The following is a 25,504-nucleotide window of genomic DNA, read 5'->3' on the forward strand; positions in this document are numbered from 1 at the left end:
TCAACGATGACCCACTACCCCACCCCCGACCACGCGCGGCTCGCCGCAGAGGGCATGTATCGCCCCGACCTCGAATCCGATGCCTGCGGCGTCGGCATGGTCGCGGCGACCGACGGCAAGCCGTCGCGCCGCGTCGTCGAGGCGGCGATCGAGGCCCTGCGTGCCGTGTGGCACCGCGGCGCGGTCGACGCCGACGGCAAGACGGGGGATGGGGCGGGCATCCATGTCGACCTGCCGGTCCGTTTCTTCGACGATGCGATCGCCGCGTCGGGCCACAAGGTGCGCCCGAACCGCCTCGCCGTCGGCATGGTCTTCCTGCCGCGCACCGATTTGGGCGCGCAGGAAGAATGCCGCACGATCGTCGAGGCCGAGATCATCGACGCGGGCTATACCATCTATGGCTGGCGCCAGGTCCCCGTCGACGTTTCGGTGATCGGCGACAAGGCGCAGCGCACGCGCCCCGAAATCGAGCAGATCATGATCGCGGGGCCGCTGCCCGAGGAACAGTCGCTCGCCGAGTTCGAAAAGCAGCTCTATCTGGTCCGCCGCCGCATCGAGAAAAAGGTGATCGCGGCGCAGGTCGCCGACTTCTATGTCTGCAGCCTGTCGGCACGCTCGATCATCTACAAGGGGCTCTTCCTCGCCGAAAGCCTCGCCGATTTCTATCCCGACCTTACGAACAAGCTGTTCGAAAGCCGCGTCGCGATCTTTCACCAGCGCTATTCGACCAACACCTTCCCGCAATGGTGGCTCGCCCAGCCCTTCCGCTGCCTCGCCCACAATGGCGAAGTCAACACGATCCGCGGCAACAAGAACTGGATGAAGAGCCACGAGATCAAGATGGCGAGCCTCGCCTTCGGCGAGCATTCGGAAGACATCAAGCCGGTGATCCCCGCCGGCGCGTCCGATACCGCGGCGCTCGACGCGGTGTTCGAAACGCTGTGCCGCGCCGGCCGCGACGCGCCGACGGCAAAACTGATCCTCGTTCCCGAAGCGTGGGGCGGCGATGCCGACACCCCCGAGGCGCACAAGGCGATGTACTCCTATCTCGCCAGCGTCATGGAACCGTGGGACGGCCCGGCCGCGCTCGCGATGACCGACGGCCGCTGGGCGGTCGCGGGCATGGATCGCAACGCGCTCCGTCCGCTGCGCTACACGCTGACCGCCGATAATCTGCTCGTCGTCGGCTCCGAAAGCGGCATGGTGCTGCTGCCCGAGGCGAGCATCCGCAAGAAGGGCCGCCTCGGCCCCGGCCAGATGATCGCCGTCGACCTCGACGAAGGCCAGCTCTACGACGACCGCGCGATCAAGGACCGGATCGCGGGCGCGCAGGATTATCCCTCGCGCGTCAAGGGTTTCCGCACGATGGCGGACCTGCCCAAGGGGGGCCGGTCGAGCCTGCCCGTCTTCGACCGCAGCGAACTTCTGCGCCGCCAGGTCGCGGCGGGGCTGACGATGGAGGATATGGAACTCATCCTCTCCCCGATGGTCGAGGACGCCAAGGAAGCCATCGGATCGATGGGCGACGACACGCCGCTCGCGGTGATCTCCGACAAGCCGCGCCATGTCGCGCAATTCTTCCGCCAGAATTTCAGCCAGGTCACCAATCCGCCGATCGACTCCTTACGCGAACGGCATGTGATGAGCCTGAAGACGCGCTTCGCCAACCTCGCGAACATCCTCGACGAGAAGGGCCAGAGCGACCACGTCCTCGTCATCGACTCGCCGGTTCTGGTCGGCGACGACTGGGATCGACTGCGCGCCTATTTCGGCGACGCGGTAGCCGATATCGACTGTACCTTCGAAAAGGGCGGCGATGCCGGCACGCTGCGCGACGCGATCGCGCGCATCCGCCGCGAGGCCGAGGAAGCCGTGCGCGCCGGACGCAGCGAATTGTTCCTCTCCGATCAGGCGATCGGCGAAGGACGGGTCGGGGTCGCGATGGTGCTCGCCGCCGCCGCGGTCCACACCCACCTCGTGCGCAAGGGGCTGCGCAGCTATGCCTCGATCAACGTCCGCTCGGCCGAAGTGCTCGACACCCACGCCTTCGCGGTGCTGATCGGCGTCGGCGCGACGACCGTCCACGCCTATCTGTCCGAAGCCGCGATCGCCGATCGCCAGGCGCGCGGCCTGTTCGGTGACCTGTCGATCGACGATTGCCGCCAGCGTTTCCGCAAGGCGATCGACGACGGACTGCTCAAGATCCTCGCCAAGATGGGGATCGCCGTGATCTCCAGCTATCGCGGCGGCTATAATTTCGAAGCGGTCGGTCTCAGCCGCGCGCTCGTCAACGATCTTTTCCCCGGCATGCCGGCGAAGATTTCGGGCGAAGGCTATCAGTCGCTGTTCATCAACGCGACCGAGAAGCACGAGGCGGCGTTCGACGCGCGCGTCACCACCCTGCCGATCGGCGGCTTCTATCGCCAGCGCGCGGGCGGCGAGACGCACGCCTATTCGGCGCAGCTGATGCACCTGCTCCAGACCGCGGTCGCCACCGACAGCTATTCGACCTATCTGCAGTTCGCGCGCGGCGTCGCCGACCTGCCGCCGGTCTATCTGCGCGACCTCGTCGAGTTCAACTATCCCGCGCAGGGCGTCGCGCTCGACAGCGTCGAGGCGATCACCGAGATCCGCAAACGCTTCATCACCCCCGGCATGTCGCTGGGCGCGCTCTCGCCCGAAGCGCATGAAACGCTGGCGATCGCGATGAACCGCATCGGCGCCAAGGCGGTGTCCGGCGAAGGCGGCGAAGCGAGCGAACGCTACCAGCCCTATGCCAATGGCGACAACGCCAACAGCAACATCAAGCAGATCGCGTCGGGCCGCTTCGGCGTCACCGCCGAATATCTCGGCGCGTGCGACGAGATCGAGATCAAGGTCGCGCAGGGCGCCAAGCCCGGCGAGGGCGGACAGCTGCCCGGGTTCAAGGTCAGCGAATTCATCGCGCGGCTGCGCCATTCGACCCCCGGCGTGACGCTGATCTCGCCGCCGCCGCACCACGACATCTATTCGATCGAGGATCTCGCGCAGCTCATCTACGACCTCAAGCAGATCAACCCGCGCGCGCGCGTCTGCGTCAAGCTCGTGAGTTCGGCCGGCATCGGCACCGTCGCGGCGGGCGTCGCCAAGGCGCACGCCGACGTCATCCTCGTGTCGGGGAACACCGGCGGCACCGGCGCCAGCCCGCAGACGAGCGTCAAATATGCCGGGACGCCGTGGGAAATGGGCCTCAGCGAAGTCAATCAGGTGCTGACGCTCAACGGCCTGCGTCATCGCATCCGGCTGCGCACCGACGGCGGGCTCAAGACCGGGCGCGATATCGTGATCGCGGCGATCCTGGGCGCCGAGGAATATGGCATCGGGACGCTGAGCCTCGTCGCGATGGGCTGCATCATGGTGCGCCAGTGCCATTCGAACACCTGCCCGGTCGGCGTCTGCACGCAGGACGAGAAATTGCGCCAGAAGTTCGTCGGCACCCCCGAGAAGGTGATCAACCTGATGACCTTCATCGCCGAGGAGGTACGCGAAATCCTCGCCAAGCTCGGCTGCCGCAGCCTCGACGAGGTGATCGGGCGTACCGAATTGCTGCGCCAGGTCAGCCGCGGCGCCGAACATCTCGACGATCTCGATCTCAACCCGATCCTCGCCAAGGTCGACGCGCCCGACGACCAGCGCCGCTCGCAGGGACCGAATTTCCGGAATCCGGTTCCCGACAGCCTCGATGCGCAGATCCTGCACGATGCACAGCCTTTGTTCGAACGCGGCGAACGGATGCAGCTCACCTATAACGTCCGCAACACACACCGCGCGGTCGGCACCCGCCTGTCGGCCGAGGTGACCAAGCGCTTCGGCATGAAGGGGCTTGCCGACGATCACGTCCAGGTGCGGCTGCGCGGCACCGCGGGCCAGTCGCTCGGCGCCTTCCTGTGCCAGGGCGTCACGCTCGAAGTCTTCGGCGACGCTAACGACTATGTCGGCAAGGGCCTGTCGGGCGGCCGCATCGTCGTGCGCCCGACCGTGTCGAGCCCGCTGGTCAGCCAGCACAACACCATCGTCGGCAACACCGTCCTCTACGGCGCGACCGCGGGCACCCTGCTCGCCGCGGGCCAGGCGGGCGAGCGTTTCGCAGTCCGCAATTCGGGCGCCAATGTCGTCGTCGAGGGCTGTGGCGCCAACGGCCTCGAATATATGACCGGCGGCGTCGCGGTGATCCTCGGCGAGATCGGATCGAACTTCGGGGCCGGCATGACCGGCGGCATGGCCTTCGTGCTCGACACCGACGCCCAGTTCGAACGCCGTGCCAATCCCGAATCGATCGTCTGGCAGCGCGTCGACAGCGCGCACTGGGAAGGCGTGCTGAGAGCGCTGGTCGAGGATCATGCCAAGGCGACGGGCAGCAAGTGGTCGAGCGAGATTCTCGCCGACTGGGACCGCTGGCTGGGCCAGTTCTGGCAGGTGTGCCCGAAAGAGATGATGACGCGGCTCGCGCATCCGCTCAGCGACGCCGCAGCCGAGGTCGTCGCGGCGGAGTAGAACACCGCCATCATGGATGCCCGTCGCAAGCCTGCCGGAGGGGCGCCTTCTCCCCGGCCGCCCTGCCGCAGGGCCTTTTGATCGTCGCATCATTGGGGCATCCCGCCGCACGGCCCTGCAGCGTTCAGCGCAGCGAAAGCGTCCGGCCTCTAGGAACGCCGCTTCGCTGACCCGCGCTGGTGCGCGCGAAAGGATATGCCGATGCCTCGCTGGACCTTGCTCGCCGTCCCCCTGCTCGCGATCGCAGCTCCGCTGCCCGCGCAGGCGGCCGATGTACGAGACGCCGCCGAAACCCTCACCGATCCGGTCGAACAGGATCGCATGGCCGAGACCGTCACCGCGCTCGTCGATGCGCTGATGCGGCTGAACGTCGGGCCGCTCGCCGAGGCCGTCGCACGCGTCGATCCCGAATCCGGTGCCGCCTATATTCCGCACGACGCGACGCTGGGCGAGGTGGCGGGCCGCGACCCCGATTACGGCCGGCGCGTCGGTGACGACGTGCGCGCGACCGGCCGCATGGCGGGGCATCTTGCGACCGCCGCCGCGGCCTATGCGCCGGTCCTCAAGGACATGGCGCGCGATCTTGCCGCACAATGGGACTATGAACGCGACGCCGCACGGCGGCGCTGACCCCATCCACAGGCTTTGCGCCGCGGTGCAGCATAGGCGTTGGCGCGGCGCGCCGGTGCGGCTATGCCGGGATCATGTGGCAACTCTATCAATTCCCCCTCTGTCCCTTTTCGCGCAAGATCCGTCTGCTGCTCGGCGAGAAGGGCGTCGGCTATGAACTCGTGCGCGAATCGCCATGGGAACGGCGCGACGAGTTCATCGACCTGAATCCCGCCGGCCGCACGCCGGTGATGGTCGACCAGACGCGCGGGCAGGTTCTGATCGACAGCAATGCGATTGCCGAATATTTCGAGGAAACCGTCGAAGGCAAGGCGATGATCAACGGCACGGCGGCGAACCGCGCCGAAATCCGCCGCCTCGTCGCCTGGTTCGATCAGGACTTCTACTATGAAGTCACCGGCCCGCTGCTCTTCGAGCGCATGCAGAAACGCATCGTCCACCGCCAGCCGCCCGACGGCGGCGCGCTGCGCGAGGCGATGAAGGCCGCGAACCAGCATCTCGACTATGTCGATTATCTGATCGACCATCGCACCTGGCTCGCGGGCGCGACAATGAGCCTCGCCGACCTTGCCGCCGCGGCGCATATCTCGGTCGCCGACTATCTCGGCGGCATCGACTGGACCGGGCACGAGCAGACCAAAGGCTGGTATTCGGGCCTCAAGTCACGCCCCAGCTTCCGTCCGCTGCTGGCCGAACGGATGGAAATCGTGACACCGCCGAAATATTACGAAGACGTCGATTTCTGACCCTCGCCATTGCGAGCGAAGCGAAGCAATCTCCAGCGATCCGGCTTCCGCAATCCCGATCGCTGGAGATTGCTTCGTCACTAGGTTCCTCGCAATGACGAATGGGTCTATCAACAGGCCTTGTACTTCCAGTTCCGGTCCTTGCCCTCGGCGACCTGCGCGACGATCGTTTCGATGCGCCTGCTCCGCGTTTCCGCGCGCTTCGCTTCGAGCACCCATTCGATATAATCGCGCCGCTTGCCCGGCGAGAAAGCGTCCCAATGGCCCTGTGCCGCGGCATTGATCCCGAGCGCCGCGCCCAGATCCTCGGGCAGGTCGAGCGCGGCCTTCAGTTCGGCTTTCGCTCGTTTGGGTCGGCTCTCGCCGCATAGCGCCGCCGCCTTGGCGATATACGCCGCCATCTGTGCGTCCGAAGGCAGGTCCGCCAGCGACGCCACTCGTCCCATGCTGCCCATCGCGCCGGTGTCGCGCGGCGATCCCGTGACCTCCTCGTCGCGCCAGAAGCCGAAGGTCGCATGTCCCTTGAACGCCGCCATGCCCGCCAGATTCTGTCCGTTGAGCACGAAATGCGGCACGCTCCATTTCAGCGTCTCTTCGGCGCCGGGCGCATGATCGTGCACCAGCGCGCGCAAATGGGTCAGGATCGGCTGCGCGAAGGGCGCCGCCTTCGCGATATAGGCATCGACGCGCGGGTCGCGTCCGCCCGTCACCGAACGCTCAGCCCGGCCACCGCGCGGTCACCAGATAGTTGAGCGCCTCGCTGCCGCCGAGCTTGAAGCCTTTTGCCGCCGAAGGCGACAGGCCGGTGCGGTCAACCACCTCCAGCCCCGCACCCTCGATCAGCGCGGCGAGTTCGTCGGGCTTCAGGAACTGGTCCCAGTCGTGCGTCCCGCGCGGGACCGCACCGACGCGCTCGGCAGCTTCGACCAGCAACAGCTTCGACCACATGGTGCGGTTCGGGGTCGACAGGATCATCAATCCGCCGGGTGCGAGCCGCGCCGCAAGCTGACCGATGAATTCGGCGGGGTCGGCGACGTGCTCGACGACCTCCATCGAGGTGACAAGGTCGAACCGCGCGGGCGGCAGCGTCGCGAGTTCACCGGCAAAATAGTCGATCGCCAGCCCCTGCCCTGCCGCGTGCGCGCGCGCCGCGGCGATATTCTCCGGCGCCGCATCGATCCCGGTCACTGCGCCGCCCAGCCGGGCCAGCGGCTCCGCGAGCAGCCCCGCGCCGCACCCGACGTCGAGCGCGGTGCGTCCCTGCAAGGCATGGCGTTCGCGCGCATCGACATGCCAGTGCGCGTCGATCTGGTCCCGAACATAGGCCAGCCGTACGGGATTGAGCTTGTGCAGCATCGCCGACGATCCGTGCGGATCCCACCAGTCGGCGGCGAGAGCCCCGAAATGGGCGGCTTCTTGCGGATTGATCGTCGCGGCGTTCATGGCCCGCGATGTGCCACGACCGCCCGGCGCACGCAAGGAAATCGCCCGTTGGACAATCGGCGCCTGCGCCGGAATCCGTGAATCCGTTTGGACTGTCCAAGAAAATATATCCGGGCAGGACAATCGCCGCCTTGCCTTCGTACCGCCCCTTGCCTAACAGCCGAGCGCCGCAGAAAACTTGGAAAAGTTGCGGTCGAAACCAATTTGCAAAGGGCGGAACGAGATGGCGCGGATCGTGATGAAATTCGGGGGCACGTCGATGGCGGGCACCGAGCGGATTCGCACCGTCGCGAAGCTCGTCGCGCGCGAGGTCGCGAACGGCAACGAAGTCGCGGTGGTCGTTTCGGCGATGGCCGGCGAGACCGATCGTCTGGTCAATTTCTGCCGCGAGGCGAACCCGCGCTACGACCCCGCCGAATATGACGTCGTCCTCGCCAGCGGCGAGCAGGTCACGTCGGGCCTTCTCGCGCTGACGCTCCAGGCGATGGGCGTGCCTGCGCGCAGCTGGCTCGGCTGGCAGCTCCCGATCCGCACCGAAGAGGCGCATGCCCGCGCGCGCATCCTCGACATCGACACGGGTGCGCTCGGCGCCGCGATGGCACGCGGCGAGGTCGCGGTGATCCCGGGCTTCCAGGGCATGATGGACGACGGCCGCGTCGCGACGCTCGGTCGCGGCGGGTCCGACACCAGCGCCGTCGCCGTCGCCGCGGCGGTCAAGGCCGATCGCTGCGATATCTACACCGACGTCGACGGGGTCTACACCACCGATCCGCGTATCGTCGCGCGCGCGCGCAAGCTCGATTTCGTCACCTATGAGGAAATGCTCGAGCTCGCGAGCGTCGGGGCGAAGGTGCTCCAGACCCGCTCGGTCGGACTCGCGATGAAAATGGGCGTTCGCGTACAGGTCCTGTCGAGCTTCGTCGAGGGCGACGAAGCCCCCAAGACCGGAACGATGATCGTCAGTGACGAGGAAATAGAGGAACATCAGATGGAACGGCAGCTGATCACCGGCATCGCCCACGACAAGAACGAGGCGAAGATCATCATCACCCGCGTGCCCGACCGGCCCGGCGGGGTCGCCAATATCTTTGGCCCGCTCGCCGCTGCCGCGATCAATGTCGATATGATCATCCAGAATGTCGGCCGCGACAAGGGCGAGACCGACGTGACCTTCACCGTTCCCGCCGCCGACCTGCTGCGCTCGATCGACATCCTCGAGGCGGCCAAGGACAAGATCGGCTTCAACCGCATCATCAGCGACGACAAGGTCGCGAAGATCAGCGTCGTCGGCGTCGGCATGAAGAGCCACGCGGGCGTCGCGAGCACGATGTTCCGCGCGCTGGCCGACCGCGGCATCAACATCCAGGCGATATCGACCAGCGAGATCAAGGTCAGCGTGCTGATCGACGAAGACGAAACCGAACTCGCGGTGCGCGTGCTGCACACCGCCTACGGGCTCGACGCGGAATAGGCTATTCGGCCGCGAGCGGCTGCAGTTCGCCGCCGGCGCGGCGGCGCAGCCGTGCCTGCGTGATGAAATGCACCACCGCGATGTGGATCGCGAACAGGCCGAATTTCGACGCGAGCGGGAAAATCCCGATGAACAGCGGCCACCAGCCGGTGAAAAAGAGCGCGACGACAAGGTTGAGTCCCGCACTCGCGAACATCAGCGCCGCCCAGATCATGCCGAAGCGGTCCATGACATCGCCGACGATCGCGAGCTGTTCGGGCGGAATATAGCGGTTGAGCCAGCCGCGACGAAGCATCACGCTCCCGACGATCAGATAGACGATCGTCGGCTTGGCCATCACGAACCGCGGATCGCCGGTGAAGAGCGTGGCCGCCGCGGTGAAGAGTACCGAGGCAAGGCTGATCCATTGCAGCGCCGCTACCTTGTGTCCGCGAACCAATTCATAGCCGACCACGGCGATCGCGATCGCGGTTCCCGCTATCGTCGCCGCAACGATCCCCGCCCCCAATCCGAGCAGCGCGGCAAAGACGATCACGCCGAGCGAGTCGAACAGCATCGGTCCGATGGCATAGAGCAAGGTTCGCATGGCGCATCCTTTCGCGACTCAATGTTATCAACGTAAACATTGCGCAAATGACCCGGCAGGTCAAATCAAAATTTACATCGTCAACATGGAGGCCATTCCGTGCCCCCGGCACGGACGGATTGTCGCAGGACCTCCGGACGCCGGCCCCGCGCGGACAGGCAGCCGATTCCCGGGCCTCGCCTAGGCCTCGAACCCCACGAAGATCGCCGCCTCGTCGACGGTCTTGCGCGTCGAAACGACGGCGTTGGCTGGAAAGTCCCCGTCCGGCCAGCCGATCGCAATGCAGATCATGATCGTCTGGTCGTCGGCGATGCCGGCCTCGCGGCGCACGACCTCCGAATGCATGATCCCCTGGCTGTTGATCACGCAGCCCAGCCCCTTCGACCAGGCGGCGTTGACGATCGCGGTCGCGACGGCTCCGCAGTCGAAGGGTGCAATGTCGCTGCCGACGAGGACCTTGTCATAGGTGACGACGATGCACGCGGGCGCGTCGAACTGGCGAAAGCCGCGCAGCACCCAGTCGGTGCGCTTCGGCCTGTCGTCGCGCGCGATCCCCATCGCGCCGAACAATTGCTTGGCGATGCCGACCTGCCGGTCGCGGTGCACGCCCTCGTAATTTTCCATGCCGCGAAACTCGCGCGTCGAGGGGATGCGTTCGAGGTTACGGCGCGTATTTTCGGCGCGAATACGCTCGAGCGGGTCGCCGGTGACGACGTAGAAATTCCACGGCTGGGTGTTGAGCGACGAAGGCGACCGCATCGCGAGCGCCAGCACGTCGCGCAGCAGCGCCCGGGGCACCGCCTCAGGCTTGTACCCCCTGATGCTGCGGCGCCCGTTCACGACCGCGGCATAGGCGCGTGCCACCGCCTCCCGGTCGTCCATCGGCTCAGCCGATTTCCGCGATGACGACGCCGACCTCATAGGTCTCGCCGACCTCGCCGATGATCTTCAGCTTGCCGCTCGCGGGGCTTTCGACCTCGTTCGTCGATTTGTCGGCCTCGAGCGCATAGAGCGGCTGCCCCTCGGTCACCTCGGCGCCGTCTTCGACGAGCCATTCGGCGAGAATTCCTTCGTTCATCGAAAAGCCGATCTTCGGCACGGTCACTTGCACAGCCACGTCGCAGCCTCCTTAGCTGATGATGGTCTTGATGGCGGCGAGAATGCGTTCGGCATCGGGCGCATAGGCGCTTTCGAGCGGCCGCGAATAGGGTACGGCGCTGAACGCCCCGCCCAGCCTTTTCACCGGCTTCTTGAGCTCGCCGAACAATTCCTCGCTGATCACCGAAGCGATTTCCGCGCCGACACCATGTTCCTTGACCGCTTCGTGGACGACGATCACGCGCCCGGTCTTGCGCGCCGAGGCCAATACCGTCTCGCGGTCCCACGGCGCGATCGTGCGCAGGTCGACGACCTCCACCGAAATGCCTTCGTCCGCCGCCTGATCGGCCGCGGCGCGCGCCTGAACCGCCATCCGCGCATAGGTCACGATCGTGACGTCGCTGCCCTCGCGCTGCACCGCCGCCTTGCCGAGCGGCACGCGGTGGTCGCTCGCCGGCAGTTCGAACGCCATCGGCACGCGATAGGTCGGCAGATTCTCGATGAAGATCACCGGATCGGGATCCTCGATCGCGGCGCGGAGCAGGCCATAGGCATCTTCGGGCGTCGAAGCCGCGACGACCTTGATCCCCGGCGTGTGCGCAAACCAGGCTTCCAGATAGTCGCAATGCTGGCCGCCCGACCCGAAACCGAGTCCCGTCATCGTGCGGATCACGATCGGCACGCTCGTCTGGCCGCCCGACATGAAGCGGAGCTTCGCCGCGTGGTTGACGATCATGTCCATCGCCACCGTGGTGAAGTTCATCAGCATGATCTCGGCGATCGGCTTGTAGCCCGCGAGGCTCGCGCCGATCGCCGCGCCCATGATCGCCTGTTCGGAAATCGGCGTCGAACGCACCCGGTCGTCGCCGAAGGCGGTCGACAGCCCCTTGGTGATCTTGGCGATGCCGCCGCCTTCGGGGTCGGCGAGGTCCTCGCCGAGCGTGACGACCTTCGGGTCGTCGGCAAAGGCATCGTGATAGGCCTTGGCGATCGCCTCGATGATGGTGACCTTCGGCTTGGCTGCCTTTTCCGCCGCGACGTTCATGCCGCAATCTCCTTTGCGAAAACGTCGAAGCGCAGGTCGTCCGGCTCGGGCCATGGCGAGGCAAGCGCATGCTCGATCGCGTCGTCGATCCGCGCCTCGATACCAGCCTCGACCGCCGCGAGCTCCTCTTCGGTCGCGACGCGGTCGGCAATCAGCCGTGCGCGCAGCACCGGCACCGGATCGGCCGCCATCGCCGCGGCCTTCTGCTCCTTGGGGATATAGCTGTCGTCGTCGCCAAAATTGTGACCGAAAAAGCGGAAGGTCATGCATTCGAGCAGGGTCGGCCCCTCGCCTGCCCGCGCGCGCGCCACCGCTTCGGCAAAGGCCGAATACATCGCCCCGGGATCGTTGCCGTCGACGCGCACGCCGGGCATGCCATAGCCTTCGGCGCGGGCCGCAATATTCCCGCCGCCCGTCATTTTCTCGAATTTGGTATGCTCGGCGAACAGGTTGTTCTGGCAGACGAAGATCGTCGGCAGCTTCCACACCGAAGCGAGGTTGAGCGCTTCATGCACCGCGCCGATGTTCGACGCGCCGTCGCCGAAGGTGCACACCGACACGCGGTCGCTGCCGTCGAGCTGCGCCGCCCACGACAGGCCGTTGGCGATCGGCGCCGACGATCCGACGATGCCGGTGGTCACCATGATCCCCTTGGGCGGGTAGGTCAGGTGCATCGGCCCGCCCTTGCCCTTGCACGATCCGGTGGTGCGGCCGGCGAGTTCGGCCCACAGTTCGCGCAACGGAAAGCCCTTGCCGAGCATGTCGTGGATGCCGCGATAGATGGTGCAGATCGTGTCGTCGTCGCGCAGCACTTCACCCATCACCGACGGGATGATCTCCTGCCCGCGATAGCTGTAATAGACCATCGCGATCTGGCCCGAGAGAATCACTTTCCGGGCGCGTTCGTCGTTCGCCTTCAGCAGCGCGGCGCTTTCGTAAATCGAACGCAGAACCGCGGAATCCGCCACAAACTGCTTGCCGGCCATCCGTCACACTCCCTCGTACAGAGATTATTATCAGTGCAATTAGCTATATGATTACACTGCTTCTGTCGAGAGAATATGTCGGTGAAAATCAGTCGATCAGATCGACCACCGAATTGGGCCCGACCTGCGCCAGCCACACTTTGCCGGCGGCGATCATATGCGCCTTCCAGTGCCTCTCGGCCCCCTCGGCGTCCTTGGCCTCGATCAGGTCGACCAGCTTCGAATGCGACTTCAGGCCGTAGCGCAGCTGGCGCATCGAGAATTCGGGATCGATATGCGAATTGCGGCGCTGGGCAAGATTGAGATGCTCGTCGGCCAGCCCGCGCAGCGCATTCGAAAACATGATCAGCGTCTTGTTGCCCGCCAGTTCGATCATCACCTGGTGGAACTCGGCGATCTTCGCCGTCACCAGGAACCGGTCGCGGATGTTGGAAAGTTCCTCCTCGATCATCCGGCGCAGGATCGGCACCGCGACCTCGCTGTTGCGCTGCGCCACGAGGCCCGCGGCGGGCGGCTCGATCAGCGTGCGCATCTCGTACAGGTCGCCGATGGTGACGCCCTTTGCCTGCAGCGTGATGCCCGCCGCGCGCTCGATCATCTCGTAATTGGGCGAACTGACCCGTGCCCCACCGCGCGCGCCGCGCGCGACCGTCACCAGCCCTTCCGATTCGAGAATCCGCACTGCTTCGCGGATCGTCGGGCGCGAGACCTCGAACTCGGCGATCAGGTGCGATTCGGCGGGCAGCGTGTCGCCATCGACCAGTTCGCCCCGGATGATGGCATTGCGGATCTGCTTCGCGACAAGTTCGGCCGTCTTGGGAACGCGCACGGCTTCAGCATTGCTGCGATTGCCGATGGGAATAGCGACAAAAGCGTTAGACAAGTTTAATTCCTTTTTGGATTTTCGACCTTTTGCCTCGAAATCCGCGCGCGCGCAAGCAGGGTTGCCAACTCCCTCTTGCCAACAGTCATATTACCTAGTTAGATGATAAAGACAGGCGCCCGGCAGTGGATGGCGTTGCGACGTCGGCCCATTCAGTATACTGAATTCCGACAAGGAGAGGAAATCGATGAACGTTCAGACCAAGGACGGGCTCCAGCAGGATGGCGCGGGCTATGTCGTGGGGGCCGACCATTATATCTCGCCCGAATTCGCGAAGCTCGAAGCCGAAAATCTCTGGTATCGCGTCTGGCAGATGGCCTGCCGCGAGGAGGAAATCCCGAACGTCGGCGACTATTACACCTATGACATCGTCGACCAGTCGATCATCGTGATCCGCATCGCAAAGGACGAGATCAAAGCCTATTACAACGTCTGCCCGCACCGCGGCAGGACGATCACCGAAGGTTGCGGCCACGCCGCGCGCCTGTTCTGCAAATATCACGGCTGGTCATGGAAACTCGACGGGACGATCGCCAAGGTCGTCGACCGTCACGAATGGCCCGCGGAATCGCTGACCGACGACGACCTCAACCTCGTCCCCGTCAAGGTCGGACGCTGGAGCGGCTGGGTCTATGTCAATCTCGACCCCGACAGCATCAGCCTCGAGGAGCATCTGGCGCCGGCCAAAGCCTATCTCGATCCCTATGACATCGGCGGGATGAGTTATCACTGGCGCAAGTCGACGGTCTTCGACTGCAACTGGAAGGTCGCACTCGAAGCATTCAACGAGGGTTATCACGTCCAGACCACGCACAACCAGATGCTGCGTTACATGGACGACTGGACACAAAGCTATGCACGCGGGCGCCATTCGCACTTCGGTTACTGGGAATCGATGCCCATGGGTTCGCGCTCGGCTCGACTGACCGACGGCAAGCCGACCGAAGACATCCGGCCCGGCATTCGCGACTATATGGAGGACATGGCGGCGACGCTGAACGCGGGTTCGTCGGTGCAGACCGTCTTTGCCGCGCGCCGCGTCGAGCAGGAGGTGCCACCGGGTACGCCGCCGATGGAGGTGCTCGCCAAGTTCGGCCAGTTCATTTATGAAAATGCCGTCTCGCAGGGTCTGCAATGGCCCAGCATCACCCCCGAACAAATGTATGCCGCGGGCGTCGACTGGCACCTGTTCCCCAACCAGATCATGCTGATGGGGCCGACCGGCCTGCTCGGCTATCGCGCCCGCCCGTTCGGCACCAACCCCGACAAATGCATCTGGGATGTCTATTCGCTCCAGCGTTACGCCCCCGGGACCGCGCCGAAGGTCGAGCAGGAATGGAGTCAGGACCACGGCGACGTCGATTTCTGGGGGCTGATCCTGACCCAGGATTACCAGAATATGGCCGAGGTCCAGAAGGGCATGAAATCGAAGGCGTTCAAGGGCGCCAAGCCCAATCCGCGGCAGGAGATCGCCGTGATCAATTTCCACCGCAGCCTCGATGACTTCATCGAAAATGGATATGGCGCATGAGCGGCGGCTGGGACGAGAGCGCCGACTTCGTGATCGTCGGCAGCGGCGGCGGATCGATGCTCGCAGCAATCGAAGCCGTCGATGCGGGCAAGAAGCCGCTGATCCTCGAAAAGACCGATCGCGTCGGCGGCTCGACCGCGCTGTCGGGCGGGGTATTCTGGATTCCGAACCATCCGCTGCAGGCGCGCGAGGGCATCGAGGACAGCGACGAAAAGGCGCGCACCTATCTCGATGCGGCGGTGGGTGACGTCGGCCCGTCGACGTCGCGCGCGCGCAAGGACATGTTCCTTCGCATGGGGCCGCGGATGGTCCACTATCTCGAAGGCAAGGGTATGCCCTTCGTCCGCTACGGCGGCTGGTCGGACTATCACGACGACCTGCCCGGCGGGCTCGGCGAAGGCCGGTCGCTCGGCGTCCAGATCTTCAACATCAAGTCGCTGGGCAAGGAATGGTATCCCAAGCTGCGCCGCGGCGAGTTCGGCGTCCCCGCCAAGCGTACGGAATCCAAGCATCTGACGCTGATGAAGGTCACCTGGGCGGGCAAGTTCGCAATGGTCAAGATCGGCCTCCGCATGATCCGCAACAAGCTTCTGGGCATCCACCAGGTCGGATCGGGCGCTGCGATCCAGGGCCGCATGCTCAAGATGGCGCTCGACCACCGTGTCGACATTCGTACCGACATGGGCGTCACCGATCTGGTCGAGGAAGATGGCCGCATCACCGGTGTGGTCACCGAAAAGCATGGCAAGCCCTGGCGGATCGAGGCGCGCGACGGCGTGCTGATCAACGCCGGCGGCTTTGCGCGCAACGCCGAACTGCGGAAAAAATATGGCCCGCAGCCGTCATCGACCGAATGGACCAACGCCAACCCCGGCGACACGGGCGAGATGATCGAGATCGCCCGCGTGCACGGTGCCGCGCTCGACCTGACCGACCAGGCGGTGTGGATTCCAACCTCGGTCCCGCCCGACGGCCCGCCGCTGATGAACGTCCCCGACCTGCCCAAGCCGCACTGCATCCTCGTCGACAAGGCGGGCCGGCGCTTCGTCGACGAAGCGCAATCCTATATGGCGAACGGTCAGGATTTCTACGCGCATGGCGCGGTGCCCGCGCACGCGATCATGGATGCCTCCTATTTCAAGAAATACAGCTGGGGTTTCCGTATGGGGGCGGTGCCGAAAATCTGGCACGAGAGCGGCTTCCTGAAGTCCGCATCGACGCTGCGCGAACTGGCGGAAAAGATCGGCGTCGACCCCGACGGGCTCGAGGCGACGGTCGCGCGCTTCAACGGCTTCGCCGCAGCAGGCAAGGATCTCGACTTCAGGCGCGGCGACAAGGCCTATGACCTCGTCTACGCCGACCGCACGCACAAGCCGAGCCCCACGCTCGGCCCGATCGAGACCGCGCCCTATTATTCGATCGAGGTCTTTCCCGGCGACGTCGGCACCTTCGGCGGCATATTGACCGACGAATATGCCCGCGCGCTGCGCGAGGACGGATCGGTGATCCCCGGCCTCTATGCGACGGGCAATTCGACCGCGTCAGTGATGGGCAAGACCTATCCGGGCGCGGGGGCGAGCATCTCGCCCTCCTTCGTCTTCGGCTGGGTCGCGGCGCAGCACGCGCTGAACCGCATCCCCAACTGACGGCGCGCGAGATGGAACCCGCGCTGGAGGCCATGGTCCGCGAACTTTACGACAAGCAGAAGATCCGCGAGGTCGTCACCCGCTATTGCCGCGGGGTCGACCGGATGGACCGCGCGTTGTTCCTGTCAGCCTATCATCCCGACGCGATCGACGACCATGGTTTCGTCGTCGCGGGGCCGGAGGAATTCTGGACGTGGGTGAACCATTATCACACCACCGCCCAGTCGACCCACCAGCACATCGTCACCAACCACAGTTGCGAACTCGATGGTGACATCGCGCACGCCGAAACTTACTGGCTGTTTGCCGCACTCGACCCGAACGGGCAGAATCTGACCATCGGCGGCGGGCGCTATATCGACCGCATGGAAAAGCGCGGCGGCGAATGGCGGATCGCAGCGCGCAAATGCGTTCCCGACTGGGGCGGCCAGCCCGTGGCGACGCAGATCAGTCCCGAGGCACGCGCGATGCTTGCGCAAAGCGGCACGACCGCGCGCGACGCGACCGACTGCTCGTACGAACGGCCGCTGACCATTCCCGCCGAACGGGTCGGCATCAACCTCGATATCCTCGCGGGCGCGTGACACCGCGACGCGAGGCCGGCCGATGAAGCTCTACCGCCTCCGCGATCACGGGTCGCTCGACAATCTGGCGGTCGAAGACGCGCCCGAACCCGCGGTCGCCCCCGATGAAGTGCTGGTCCGCATCCGCGCCGCTTCGCTCAATGCCCGCGATCTGATGATGGTCTTCGGTCCGTCGCCCTATGGCCCGAAACCGGGACTCGTGCCGCTGTCCGACGGCGCGGGCGAAGTTGTCGCGTGCGGATCGGCGGTGACCGACGTCGCGCCGGGTGCGCGCGTCGTCATTCCCTTCCGGCCGGGCTGGATCGACGGCCCGTTCGACCCCGCCGCGATCGCCACCGATCTCGGCGGCGCGGTCGACGGGGTGCTCGCCGAGTATGTCGCGGTTCCCGCGCGCGCGGTGGTACCGATCCCCGACGCACTGTCGTTCGAACAGGCCGCGACGCTGCCCTGCGCCGGGGTGACCGCATGGGCGGCGCTCGACCGCGGCGCGCCGCTCCGCCCCGGGCACGGTGTGCTGATCATGGGCAGCGGCGGGGTTTCGCTGTTCGCCTTGCAAATCGCGCACACCTTGGGGTGCCGGGTGATCGCCACCACCTCGAGCGACGCCAAGGCCGACCGCCTGCGCGCGCTGGGGGCGAGCGACGTGATCAATTATCGCGAATATCCCGAATGGGACGCGCGCGTACGCGACCTGACCGGCGGGCGCGGGATCGAGCGCATCGTCGAAGTCGGCGGCGCGGGCACCCTGCCCCGTTCGATGGCGGCGCTGGCGCCCGAGGGCGAAATCGCGCTGGTTGGCCTGCTCGGCAATCCGACGCAGGCGATCAGCCCGCTCCCGCTGATGCGGACGACGGGCACGATCCGCGGCATTTCGGTCGGGTCGCGCGCCGACCTTGCTCGCCTCCTCGACCGCGCCGCGCACCATTTCGAGCCCGTGATCGACCGTGTTTTCGGCTTCGATGACGCGCGCGATGCCTTTGCCCACCTCGCCGCGCGGCGGCACTTCGGAAAAGTGGTGATCCGGGTCTGAACGACCCGGACCACCCTTCCCCCCCTATTTCCCGGTAAAGCGGTTGCGGATGTCCCACGTCAGCGCGCGTGTGGTTCCCTCGCTGCACAGGCCCTCGAACGTCCAGCCGTCGACCGCGAACTGGCTGCGCACATATTCGGGTTCCTGCACCAGCGCGACGTGGCCGCCGTTGATGAAGAGTTCGCGGCCGTTGAGATTTTCGGACCGGTCGGAGCAGAGCCACGCGGCCACGGCGGCGACATTCCACGGACGGCCGTCGGGGCCGCTGTTGCCCATCCAGTGGTTCGACAGCGGCGGAATCTTGAGCGTGTTCATCGCATAGCCGAGCGTCTCGTAAACCTCGGGAATATTCATGTTGCTCGGCCCCGAAATCGGGCGAATGACGTTGGTGCGCACGCCATATTCGGCGAGTTCGCGCGCGACGGTACGCGACATGCCGACCACGCCCTCCTTCGCGGCGCTGTAATTGACCATGCCGTAATGGCCGAAGCCCGAAGGCGAGGCGAAGTTGACGATCGCCCCGCCCTGTTTTTTCAGATGTTCAGCGCCCGCGCGCATTGTAGCGAAATAGCCCTTGAGATTGACCGCGAGGACGATGTCGAAATCCTCCTCGCTCATCTCGATCAGCCGCTTGGGCCGGATGATGCCGGCATTGTTGACCAGAAAATCCAGCCGCCCGAAATTGTCGATCGCGCAATCGACGACCGCCTGCCCGCCCGCCATCGAGGCGACGCTCGACGTTTCGGCGACGGCTTCGCCGCCCGCCGCCTTGATCTCGTCGACGACCTGCTGCGCGAAGCTCGCGTCGCCGCCGCCGCCCTGCGGCCCGCCGCCCAGATCGTTGACGACGATCTTTGCGCCTTCGCGCGCCATCAGCAGCGCGATTTCGCGCCCGATTCCGCGCCCTGCGCCGGTGATGACGGCGACGCGTCCCGCAAATTCTCCCATAGTCCGCTCCCACTTGTGCTTGCCGGCGATTCTCGCCTAATGGTATAAAAGGTTTATATGATTATAGCCGTGATTCAACATGGCATGTCACAGGCCGGCGCACCAGCGCCGGACCGGAAATGGAGATGGGGTGCCTGGCCGGATCGCGTGGGATGCGACGCGGCGGGGTATCCGACAGTCGAGGAAGAACAGCATGACCGACACCGGAAATTCCACCAACGCCGCGCTCGCGCCCTTCGCCCTGACCGGAAAGGTCGCGCTGATCACCGGCGGCGCCTCGGGGCTCGGCAAGGCGACCGCCGCGCTGTTCCTCGACGTCGGCGCAAAGGTGGTGATCGCCGACCTCGACGCCGAAGGAGCAAAGGTGGCGGCCGCCGAACTCGCCGGCAAGGGCGAAACCTTGGGCGTCGGCATGGACGTTTCCGACGAGACGGCGGTGCAGGCGGGATTCGCTGCCGCAGCCGCCGCCTTCGGCGGCGTCGACGTGCTGGTGAACAACGCCGCCTATCGCGGCAAGGCGAACACAATGGATATGTCGGTCGCCGAATGGGACATCATGCACGCGGTCTGCGCGCGCGGCAGCTTCCTGTGCCTGCGCGAAGCGGTGAAACAGATGCGCGGGCGCGGCGGCGGGTCGATCGTCAACATCTCGTCGATGAGCGCGCAGCACCCGACGATCTTTCCCAACATGCATTATGATTCGGCGAAAGCCGGGGTCGATGCGATCACCCGGCTCGCCGCGGTCGAGTTCGCCAGCGACGGGATCCGCGTCAATTCGGTGCTCCCCGGCGGCATGGCGACGCCCGGCCCCGACAAGATGCGCGCGGCGCAGGCGGCGGGGGGCGCGGTGATCGCCGGACCCGCGACGATCCCCGGCCGCAACCCGATGGGCCGCGTCGCCGACCCGATCGAGATGGCGCGCGCCATCCTGTTCCTCGCCAGCGACGCGGCGAGCTATATCAACGGCGCCGAACTGCTCGTCGACGCCGGCTTCACCAAGGGCTGAGCCGATGTCGGACCTGCTTTCGGACAGCCGCCCGCTGATCGGCGCCACGCGGCCCGCAATGACCGGCCCCGACACGCGCGATCATGTCAATCCGACGACGGGCCAGGTGCAGGCGTCGGTGATGATCGGCGGCGCGGCCGAAATCGACGCCGCTGCCCGCACCGCGGTGGCGGGCCAGAACGCGTGGCAGGCGCTCGGCCCCGAGCGGCGCCGCGACTGCCTGCTCCGCCTCGCCGATCTGGTCGAGGCCGACACGCCGCGCCTGCTCCAGATCGCCGCGCGCGAATGCGGCACGCCCGTCTCGAGCAATTCGAGCGGGCTCGCGCTGTCGTGGATCCGCTATTATGCCGGCTGGGCCGACAAGATCGAGGGCACGTACAGCGAGCCCTTCGGCATCACCGGCCTCGCATACGCCCGCCACGAACCGATCGGCGTGATCGGCGTCATCATCCCGTGGAATTCGCCGCTGGTCGCGATATCGATGACCGCGATCCTCGCGATGGCGGCGGGCAATGCGGTCGTCCTCAAGCCGCCGACGCAAACGCCCTTTGTCGCGCTGCGCTTCGGCGAACTGGCGCTCGAGGCGGGCATCCCGCCCGGCGTACTCAACATCGTCCCCGGCGATGCCGAAGCCGGCGAAGCGCTGATCGCGCATCCCGCGGTCGGCAAGGTCAGCTTCACCGGCGGCGACATCGTCGCCAAGGCGGTGATGCGCACCGCCGCCGAGCATCTGAAGCCCGTCGCGCTCGAACTCGGCGGCAAATCGGCGAACCTGATCTTCGCCGACGCCGACCTCGACGTCGCGGCGACGATGGCCGCGACGTGCAGCCTCGTCCCGCTTGCGGGGCAAGGCTGCGTGCTGCCGACGCGCGTCTATGCGCAGGCGGCGATCTTCGACGAATTCGTCGATCGCGTGCGCGCGCAGGCCCAGGCGTTCACGCTCGGCGACCCGCTCGATCCCGCGACGGTGGTCGGGCCCGTGATCAACGAGGCCTCGGCACAACGGATCATCGGAGTGATCGAGCGCGCGAAAACCGAAAGCGGCGGATCGCTCGTCGCCGGCGGTCGGCGCGGTCAGGGCGCGCTCGCGGCGGGCAGCTTCGTCGAGCCCACCGTCTTCGCGGGCGTCGCGCACGACAGCCATCTCGCGCGCGAGGAAGTGTTCGGGCCGGTGCTGTCGATCGTCCAGTTCGACAATGAAGCCGATGCGGTCGCGATGGCCAATGACTCGCGCTTCGGCCTCGGCGCCTATGTCCACACCCGCGACCTGTCGCGCGCGCACAGGGTCGCGGCCGAACTTGAGGCCGGATGCGTCGCGGTCAACGGCATGCTGCCGATGGCCGCCAACCAGCCCTTCGGCGGCGTCAAGCAGAGCGGCTTCGGGCGCGAGGGCGGCCGTCCCGGGCTCGAGGAATTCATGCAGATCAAACAGGTGCTGCTGCACCTGCGCTGAAGGAGCGCCGCATGGAGGAAGAAACCGACTTCGTCATCATCGGCGGCGGCAGCGCGGGCTGTGTGCTCGCCGCGCGGCTGAGCGAGAACCCCGCACATCGCGTCATCCTGCTCGAAGCCGGGGGCGAGGGGCGCGATTTCCTGATCAACATGCCTGCGGGTACCGCGAAGCTGATGGGGCACCGGGATTTCGACTGGTGCCTGCCGACCGAGCCCGATCCCTCGATCAATGACCGCACGATGCAGTGGGCCGCGGGCAAGGCGCTCGGCGGCAGTTCGGCGATCAACGGTCAGGTCTATATGCGCGGCGAGCGCTCGGATTACGACCGCTGGGCGGCGATGGGCTGCGCCGGCTGGGACTATGACGCGGTCTTTCCCTATTTCCTGAAAGCCGAATGTTTCCATGGCGCTCCAACGCAGTCGCACGGACGCCACGGCCCGCTGAGCGTCTCGCCGATCCGCGATCCGCAGCCGATCGGCCAATATGTCATCGACGCCTTCGTCGCGGCCGGAATCCCGCTCAACGCCGACTATTGCAACGGCAGCCAGAGCGGCGTGTACCGGATCTTCGCGACGCAAAAGGACGGACAGCGCTGTTCGGTGGCGCGCGCCTATCTCGAACCCGTCCGCGACCGCCCGAACCTGACGGTGATCACAGGGGCCCATGTCGACCGGATCCGGGTCGAGAACGGCCGCGCGACCGGCGTCGAGATGCGGGTGGACGGGGGTCCGCGGATCATCCGGGCGCGGCGCGAGGTGCTTCTGTGCGCGGGTACGATGGTATCGCCGGCCATTTTGATGCGGTCGGGGATCGGTCCCGGCGCGCATCTCGCCGATCACGGCATCGCGGTGCACGCCGACCTGCCCGGTGTCGGACAGAATCTGCGCGAGCATAACAGCGTGTCGCTCGCCAAACTGGTCAGCGTCCCGACGATGAGCGCCGAACTCGGGCCGGTGAAGCTCGTGCGGCACATGCTGAACTATCTGCTGTTCCGCCGCGGACTGCTAACGACGCCGGCGGTGCAGGTAATGGCGGCGTTCCGGACCGATCCCGCGCTCGCCGATCCCGATATCATTCTGTCGATGCTGCCCGTCGCGGTGACCTTCAACGACAGGGGCGACGCGGTGGTCGAAAAACGCCCCTCCTTTTCCTTCGGCTTCCACGTCGCGCGCCCCGCCAGCCGAGGCGAGATTCGACTGCGCAGCGCCGATCCCGACACCAAGCCGGTGATCGATCACCGGCTACAGGGCGCACAGGAGGATGTCGACAAGCTGGTCAGGGCGCTCAGGATCGTCGAGGGCATCTGCCGCACCCGGCCGCTCGCCGACATCGTCACCGGCACGCTGCGCCCCGATCCGATGCCCGACGACGACGCCGGCTGGGAAGCCTATGTACGCCAATGGGGCGGCATCGGCTACCATGCCGTCGGCACCTGCCGCATGGGGCCGGATGGCGACCCGATGGCCGTACTCGACCCGCAGCTTCGGGTCCGCGGCATTGCCGGGCTGCGCGTCGTCGATGCGTCGGTGATGCCCGAACCCGTGTCCGCCAACACCAACGCGCCGACGATCATGATCGCCGAGCGCGCCGCCGAATGGATAGGAGCAAGCCAATGACGCTCGACAGGATTTTCGGAGTCGCGGGACTGCGCGTGCTGATCATCGGCGCCACGCCGATCGGTCAGGCAACCGCCGCGATGTTCGGCGATCTGGGCGCGGCCGCCGAACTTGCGGACATCGTCCCCGACGAAGGCAGCATTGCAGCAACAGTGAGCAGCTTTGTCGAACGGCACGGCGGCATCGACCTGCTCGTCTATGCGGTGACCCGCATCGGCACCTATGCCCTGCCGACGATGGCGCTCGATCAATGGGACGCGGTGCAGGACGCCAATCTGCGCGGCGCCTTCCTCGCGATGCGCGCGGTCATCCCCGCGATGCGCACGCAAGGTGGCGGCGCGATCGTCGCAGTCTCGACGATGGGATCGGTCCATCCGGTGCTCAAGGGCAATGGCGCTTATGGCGCGTCGAAGGCCGGGCTCAACGCGCTCGTCCGCGCCGCGGCGCTCGACCATGCCGAGGACGGGATTCGCGTCAACGCGGTCCTCCCCGGCGCCGTACCCGTCGGCGACCCGCCCGCGGACATGGAAAGACTCGGCGGTCCGGCCACGCAGCCGGGTCGGCTGACGCTCGGCATGGGCAACGCCGACGATGTCGCGAGCGCGATCGTCTATCTCGCCTCCCCCGCCGGACGCTTCATCACCGGGCAGGCGCTGACACTCGACGGCGGATTCCTGATCGGCTGATGAAAGGCTTGCAAACGTCTAAATGATTCGTCTAAATCAGATAGACGTTAATATTGCAGACAGGTGAGGATTCCGGCTTCATGCCCACGCTCAATTCGATCGTCCGCCAGGTCATGGCGATCGATCCCTCCGCTCCGGCGCTCGAGCATAAAAAACAGTGGCACAGCTGGGGCGAACTCAGCGCGGTCATCGACGCGGTGGATGCGATCCTCCTCGCCAACGGCATCGGCGCGGGCACGCGGATCGGCGGCATCCTGCGCAACACGCCGCAGATCGCAGCGGTGATCATCGGCACGATCATCGGCGACCGCTGCGTCGTGACGCTGAACCCCGCGCTGCCCGATGAAAAGCTGGCGAACGACATTGCCAGCCTCAAAACTCCCGTGGTGATCGCCGAAACCGCCGACTGGCAACGCGCGGCGGTGATCGAAGCGGTTCGCCGCAGCGGCGCGCTGGGGATCGAAATCACCGGCGACACCGGCGAACCCGCACGGATCATCGCCGCCATGACCGGGACCGATTTCCGCAGCGACGCCGAAGGCATCGGGATCGAGATGCTGACCAGCGGCACCACCGGCACCCCGAAGCGCGTGCCGCTGAAGGCCAGCAATTTCTCGAAAATGGTGCTCGACGCTGCGGTGTTCGAAAAGCGCGACGTCGATGCCCCGCCGAAGCTGTCGAAGGCCGTGACCATCTCGAACACGCCCTTTTCGCACATCGGCGGGATTTTCGGCCTGTTCGTCTCGCTGTCGGCGGGCCGCAAGTCGTGCATGCTCGACCGCTTCCGCGTCGAGGAATTCGTCGACGCGGTGCAGCGTCACAAGCCCAAGGTCGCGGGTGCCCCGCCCTCGGCCTTGCGGATGATCCTCGACGCCGGGGTACCAAAGGAAGCGCTGGCGAGCCTCGTCGCCTTTCGCACCTCGACCGCGCCGCTCGACCCCGAGCTTGCCGATCAATTCTTTGAGCATTTCGGCATTCCGGTGCTGCAGAACTATGGCGCCACCGAATTCGCCGGCGGCGTCGCGGGCTGGACGCTTCCCGATTTCCTGAAATCGGGCCAGCTCCGGCGTGGCAGCGTCGGCAAGATGAATCCCGGCGTCGATGGCCGCATCGTCGATCCCGAAAGCGGCGAGCCGCTCCCCTATGGCGAGAAGGGGTTGCTCGAACTGCGCGCGCGCCATCTGGGCGACGGCCGAAACTGGGTGCGCACCACCGATCTCGCGCGCATGGACGAGGATCAGTTTCTGTGGATCCTCGGGCGCGCCGACAATGCGATCATCCGCGGCGGATTCAAGATCATCCCCGACGATGTGGTGAAGGCGATCGAGGCGCATCCCGCAGTGCTCGAGGCTTGCGTGGTTGCACTCGCCGACCCGCGGCTGGGACAGGTTCCCGCTGCGGGCTACCGAGTCAAATCGGGGCAGGCGGTCAGCGCCGACGAGCTGCGCGACTTCCTGCGTGAACGGTTGACCGCCTATCAGGTGCCGACCAAATTGCTGGAGGTGCAGGACTTCCCGCGCACCCCCTCGATGAAACCCAGCCAGCCCGAACTCAGGAAACTGCTCGAAGCCGCTTGATCGGGA

At 66.0% G+C, this 25,504-nt stretch carries 22 protein-coding genes; 13 read left to right on the plus strand and 9 right to left on the minus strand.

What is annotated here, in order from left to right; genetic code table 11:
* Positions 1-6 precede the first annotated feature (6 nt).
* The 3 genes from gltB to EAO27_RS13185 all read left to right on the plus strand — a co-directional run bounded on the left by gltB (position 7) and on the right by EAO27_RS13185 (position 5,909).
* Complete coding sequence (gene gltB / locus EAO27_RS13175) at positions 7-4,533, plus strand: glutamate synthase large subunit (protein ID WP_242770460.1); 4,527 nt, start codon at positions 7-9, stop codon at positions 4,531-4,533.
* Between the two features lie 201 nt (positions 4,534-4,734).
* Positions 4,735-5,163: a hypothetical protein gene (locus tag EAO27_RS13180; RefSeq protein WP_242770462.1), complete on the plus strand. Its 429-nt coding sequence runs from the start codon at positions 4,735-4,737 to the stop codon at positions 5,161-5,163.
* Positions 5,164-5,237: 74 nt separating this feature from the next.
* Positions 5,238-5,909, plus strand: a complete 672-nt coding sequence (locus EAO27_RS13185; RefSeq protein WP_242770465.1) for a glutathione S-transferase family protein — start codon at positions 5,238-5,240, stop codon at positions 5,907-5,909.
* A gap of 110 nt (positions 5,910-6,019) precedes the next feature.
* Here the strand turns inward: EAO27_RS13185 and EAO27_RS13190 are convergent, their stop codons facing one another.
* Together EAO27_RS13190 and ubiG are read right to left on the minus strand one after the other, a co-directional pair.
* Positions 6,020-6,619 carry a YdeI/OmpD-associated family protein gene (locus EAO27_RS13190; RefSeq protein ID WP_242770468.1) on the minus strand — a complete coding sequence of 200 codons (600 nt, stop codon included), beginning with the start codon at positions 6,617-6,619 and terminating at the stop codon, positions 6,020-6,022.
* A 7-nt stretch (positions 6,620-6,626) separates the two neighbouring features.
* Entirely contained in the window at positions 6,627-7,352 is a 726-nt protein-coding gene (ubiG, locus tag EAO27_RS13195) for a bifunctional 2-polyprenyl-6-hydroxyphenol methylase/3-demethylubiquinol 3-O-methyltransferase UbiG (protein WP_242770471.1), read from the minus strand.
* Positions 7,353-7,575: 223 nt separating this feature from the next.
* Between ubiG and EAO27_RS13200 the strand changes: the two genes are divergently transcribed.
* Positions 7,576-8,823, plus strand: coding sequence for an aspartate kinase (locus tag EAO27_RS13200; protein WP_242770474.1), 1,248 nt, complete (start codon positions 7,576-7,578; stop codon positions 8,821-8,823).
* A 1-nt stretch (position 8,824) separates the two neighbouring features.
* Here the strand turns inward: EAO27_RS13200 and EAO27_RS13205 are convergent, their stop codons facing one another.
* The 6 genes from EAO27_RS13205 to EAO27_RS13230 all read right to left on the minus strand — a co-directional run bounded on the left by EAO27_RS13205 (position 8,825) and on the right by EAO27_RS13230 (position 13,421).
* Positions 8,825-9,409, minus strand: coding sequence for a septation protein IspZ (locus tag EAO27_RS13205; protein WP_242770477.1), 585 nt, complete (start codon positions 9,407-9,409; stop codon positions 8,825-8,827).
* 180 nt (positions 9,410-9,589) lie between these two features.
* A complete protein-coding gene (locus EAO27_RS13210; RefSeq protein ID WP_242770480.1) occupies positions 9,590-10,291 on the minus strand; it encodes a nitroreductase in 702 nt (233 codons plus the stop codon).
* Positions 10,292-10,295: 4 nt separating this feature from the next.
* Positions 10,296-10,526: a biotin/lipoyl-containing protein gene (locus tag EAO27_RS13215; protein ID WP_242770483.1), complete on the minus strand. Its 231-nt coding sequence runs from the start codon at positions 10,524-10,526 to the stop codon at positions 10,296-10,298.
* A gap of 12 nt (positions 10,527-10,538) precedes the next feature.
* Positions 10,539-11,552, minus strand: coding sequence for an alpha-ketoacid dehydrogenase subunit beta (locus tag EAO27_RS13220; protein ID WP_242770486.1), 1,014 nt, complete (start codon positions 11,550-11,552; stop codon positions 10,539-10,541).
* Positions 11,549-12,538 carry a thiamine pyrophosphate-dependent dehydrogenase E1 component subunit alpha gene (locus EAO27_RS13225; RefSeq protein WP_242770489.1) on the minus strand — a complete coding sequence of 330 codons (990 nt, stop codon included), beginning with the start codon at positions 12,536-12,538 and terminating at the stop codon, positions 11,549-11,551. The genes EAO27_RS13220 and EAO27_RS13225 overlap by 4 nt, the downstream gene beginning before the upstream one ends.
* Positions 12,539-12,626: 88 nt before the next feature.
* A complete protein-coding gene (locus EAO27_RS13230; protein ID WP_242770492.1) occupies positions 12,627-13,421 on the minus strand; it encodes a GntR family transcriptional regulator in 795 nt (264 codons plus the stop codon).
* A 187-nt stretch (positions 13,422-13,608) separates the two neighbouring features.
* Between EAO27_RS13230 and EAO27_RS13235 the strand changes: the two genes are divergently transcribed.
* Genes EAO27_RS13235 through EAO27_RS13250 form a run of 4 tightly spaced genes read left to right on the plus strand, consistent with a single transcriptional unit; the run spans position 13,609 to position 18,212 of the window.
* On the plus strand, positions 13,609-14,952 hold the full coding sequence (locus tag EAO27_RS13235; protein WP_242770495.1) for an aromatic ring-hydroxylating dioxygenase subunit alpha: 1,344 nt from the start codon (positions 13,609-13,611) through the stop codon (positions 14,950-14,952).
* Entirely contained in the window at positions 14,949-16,598 is a 1,650-nt protein-coding gene (locus EAO27_RS13240; protein ID WP_242770499.1) for an FAD-binding protein, read from the plus strand. Before EAO27_RS13235 ends, EAO27_RS13240 begins: the two co-directional genes overlap by 4 nt.
* Positions 16,599-16,609: 11 nt before the next feature.
* Positions 16,610-17,182 carry a nuclear transport factor 2 family protein gene (locus tag EAO27_RS13245; RefSeq protein ID WP_242770502.1) on the plus strand — a complete coding sequence of 191 codons (573 nt, stop codon included), beginning with the start codon at positions 16,610-16,612 and terminating at the stop codon, positions 17,180-17,182.
* 22 nt (positions 17,183-17,204) lie between these two features.
* Positions 17,205-18,212, plus strand: a complete 1,008-nt coding sequence (locus tag EAO27_RS13250) for an NAD(P)-dependent alcohol dehydrogenase (protein WP_242770505.1) — start codon at positions 17,205-17,207, stop codon at positions 18,210-18,212.
* 24 nt (positions 18,213-18,236) lie between these two features.
* On the opposite strand, the gene EAO27_RS13255 is transcribed toward EAO27_RS13250, so the two are convergent.
* Positions 18,237-19,160 carry an SDR family NAD(P)-dependent oxidoreductase gene (locus EAO27_RS13255; RefSeq protein ID WP_242770507.1) on the minus strand — a complete coding sequence of 308 codons (924 nt, stop codon included), beginning with the start codon at positions 19,158-19,160 and terminating at the stop codon, positions 18,237-18,239.
* 193 nt (positions 19,161-19,353) lie between these two features.
* Here EAO27_RS13255 and EAO27_RS13260 point away from each other — a divergent pair, with 193 nt between their 5' ends.
* From EAO27_RS13260 to EAO27_RS13280, 5 genes are all read left to right on the plus strand, one after another.
* Positions 19,354-20,166 (plus strand): SDR family NAD(P)-dependent oxidoreductase, encoded by an 813-nt coding sequence (locus EAO27_RS13260; protein ID WP_242770509.1) that lies wholly within the window; start codon positions 19,354-19,356, stop codon positions 20,164-20,166.
* A 4-nt stretch (positions 20,167-20,170) separates the two neighbouring features.
* On the plus strand, positions 20,171-21,619 hold the full coding sequence (locus tag EAO27_RS13265; protein WP_242770511.1) for an aldehyde dehydrogenase family protein: 1,449 nt from the start codon (positions 20,171-20,173) through the stop codon (positions 21,617-21,619).
* An 11-nt stretch (positions 21,620-21,630) separates the two neighbouring features.
* A complete protein-coding gene (locus EAO27_RS13270; RefSeq protein ID WP_242770513.1) occupies positions 21,631-23,235 on the plus strand; it encodes a GMC family oxidoreductase N-terminal domain-containing protein in 1,605 nt (534 codons plus the stop codon).
* Entirely contained in the window at positions 23,232-23,921 is a 690-nt protein-coding gene (locus EAO27_RS13275; protein WP_242770515.1) for an SDR family oxidoreductase, read from the plus strand. Before EAO27_RS13270 ends, EAO27_RS13275 begins: the two co-directional genes overlap by 4 nt.
* Positions 23,922-24,001: 80 nt before the next feature.
* Positions 24,002-25,498, plus strand: a complete 1,497-nt coding sequence (locus EAO27_RS13280) for a class I adenylate-forming enzyme family protein (protein WP_242770517.1) — start codon at positions 24,002-24,004, stop codon at positions 25,496-25,498.
* Positions 25,499-25,504: the final 6 nt, after the last annotated feature.

This window comes from Sphingopyxis sp. YF1 (assembly GCF_022701295.1).
GTDB lineage: Bacteria > Pseudomonadota > Alphaproteobacteria > Sphingomonadales > Sphingomonadaceae > Sphingopyxis.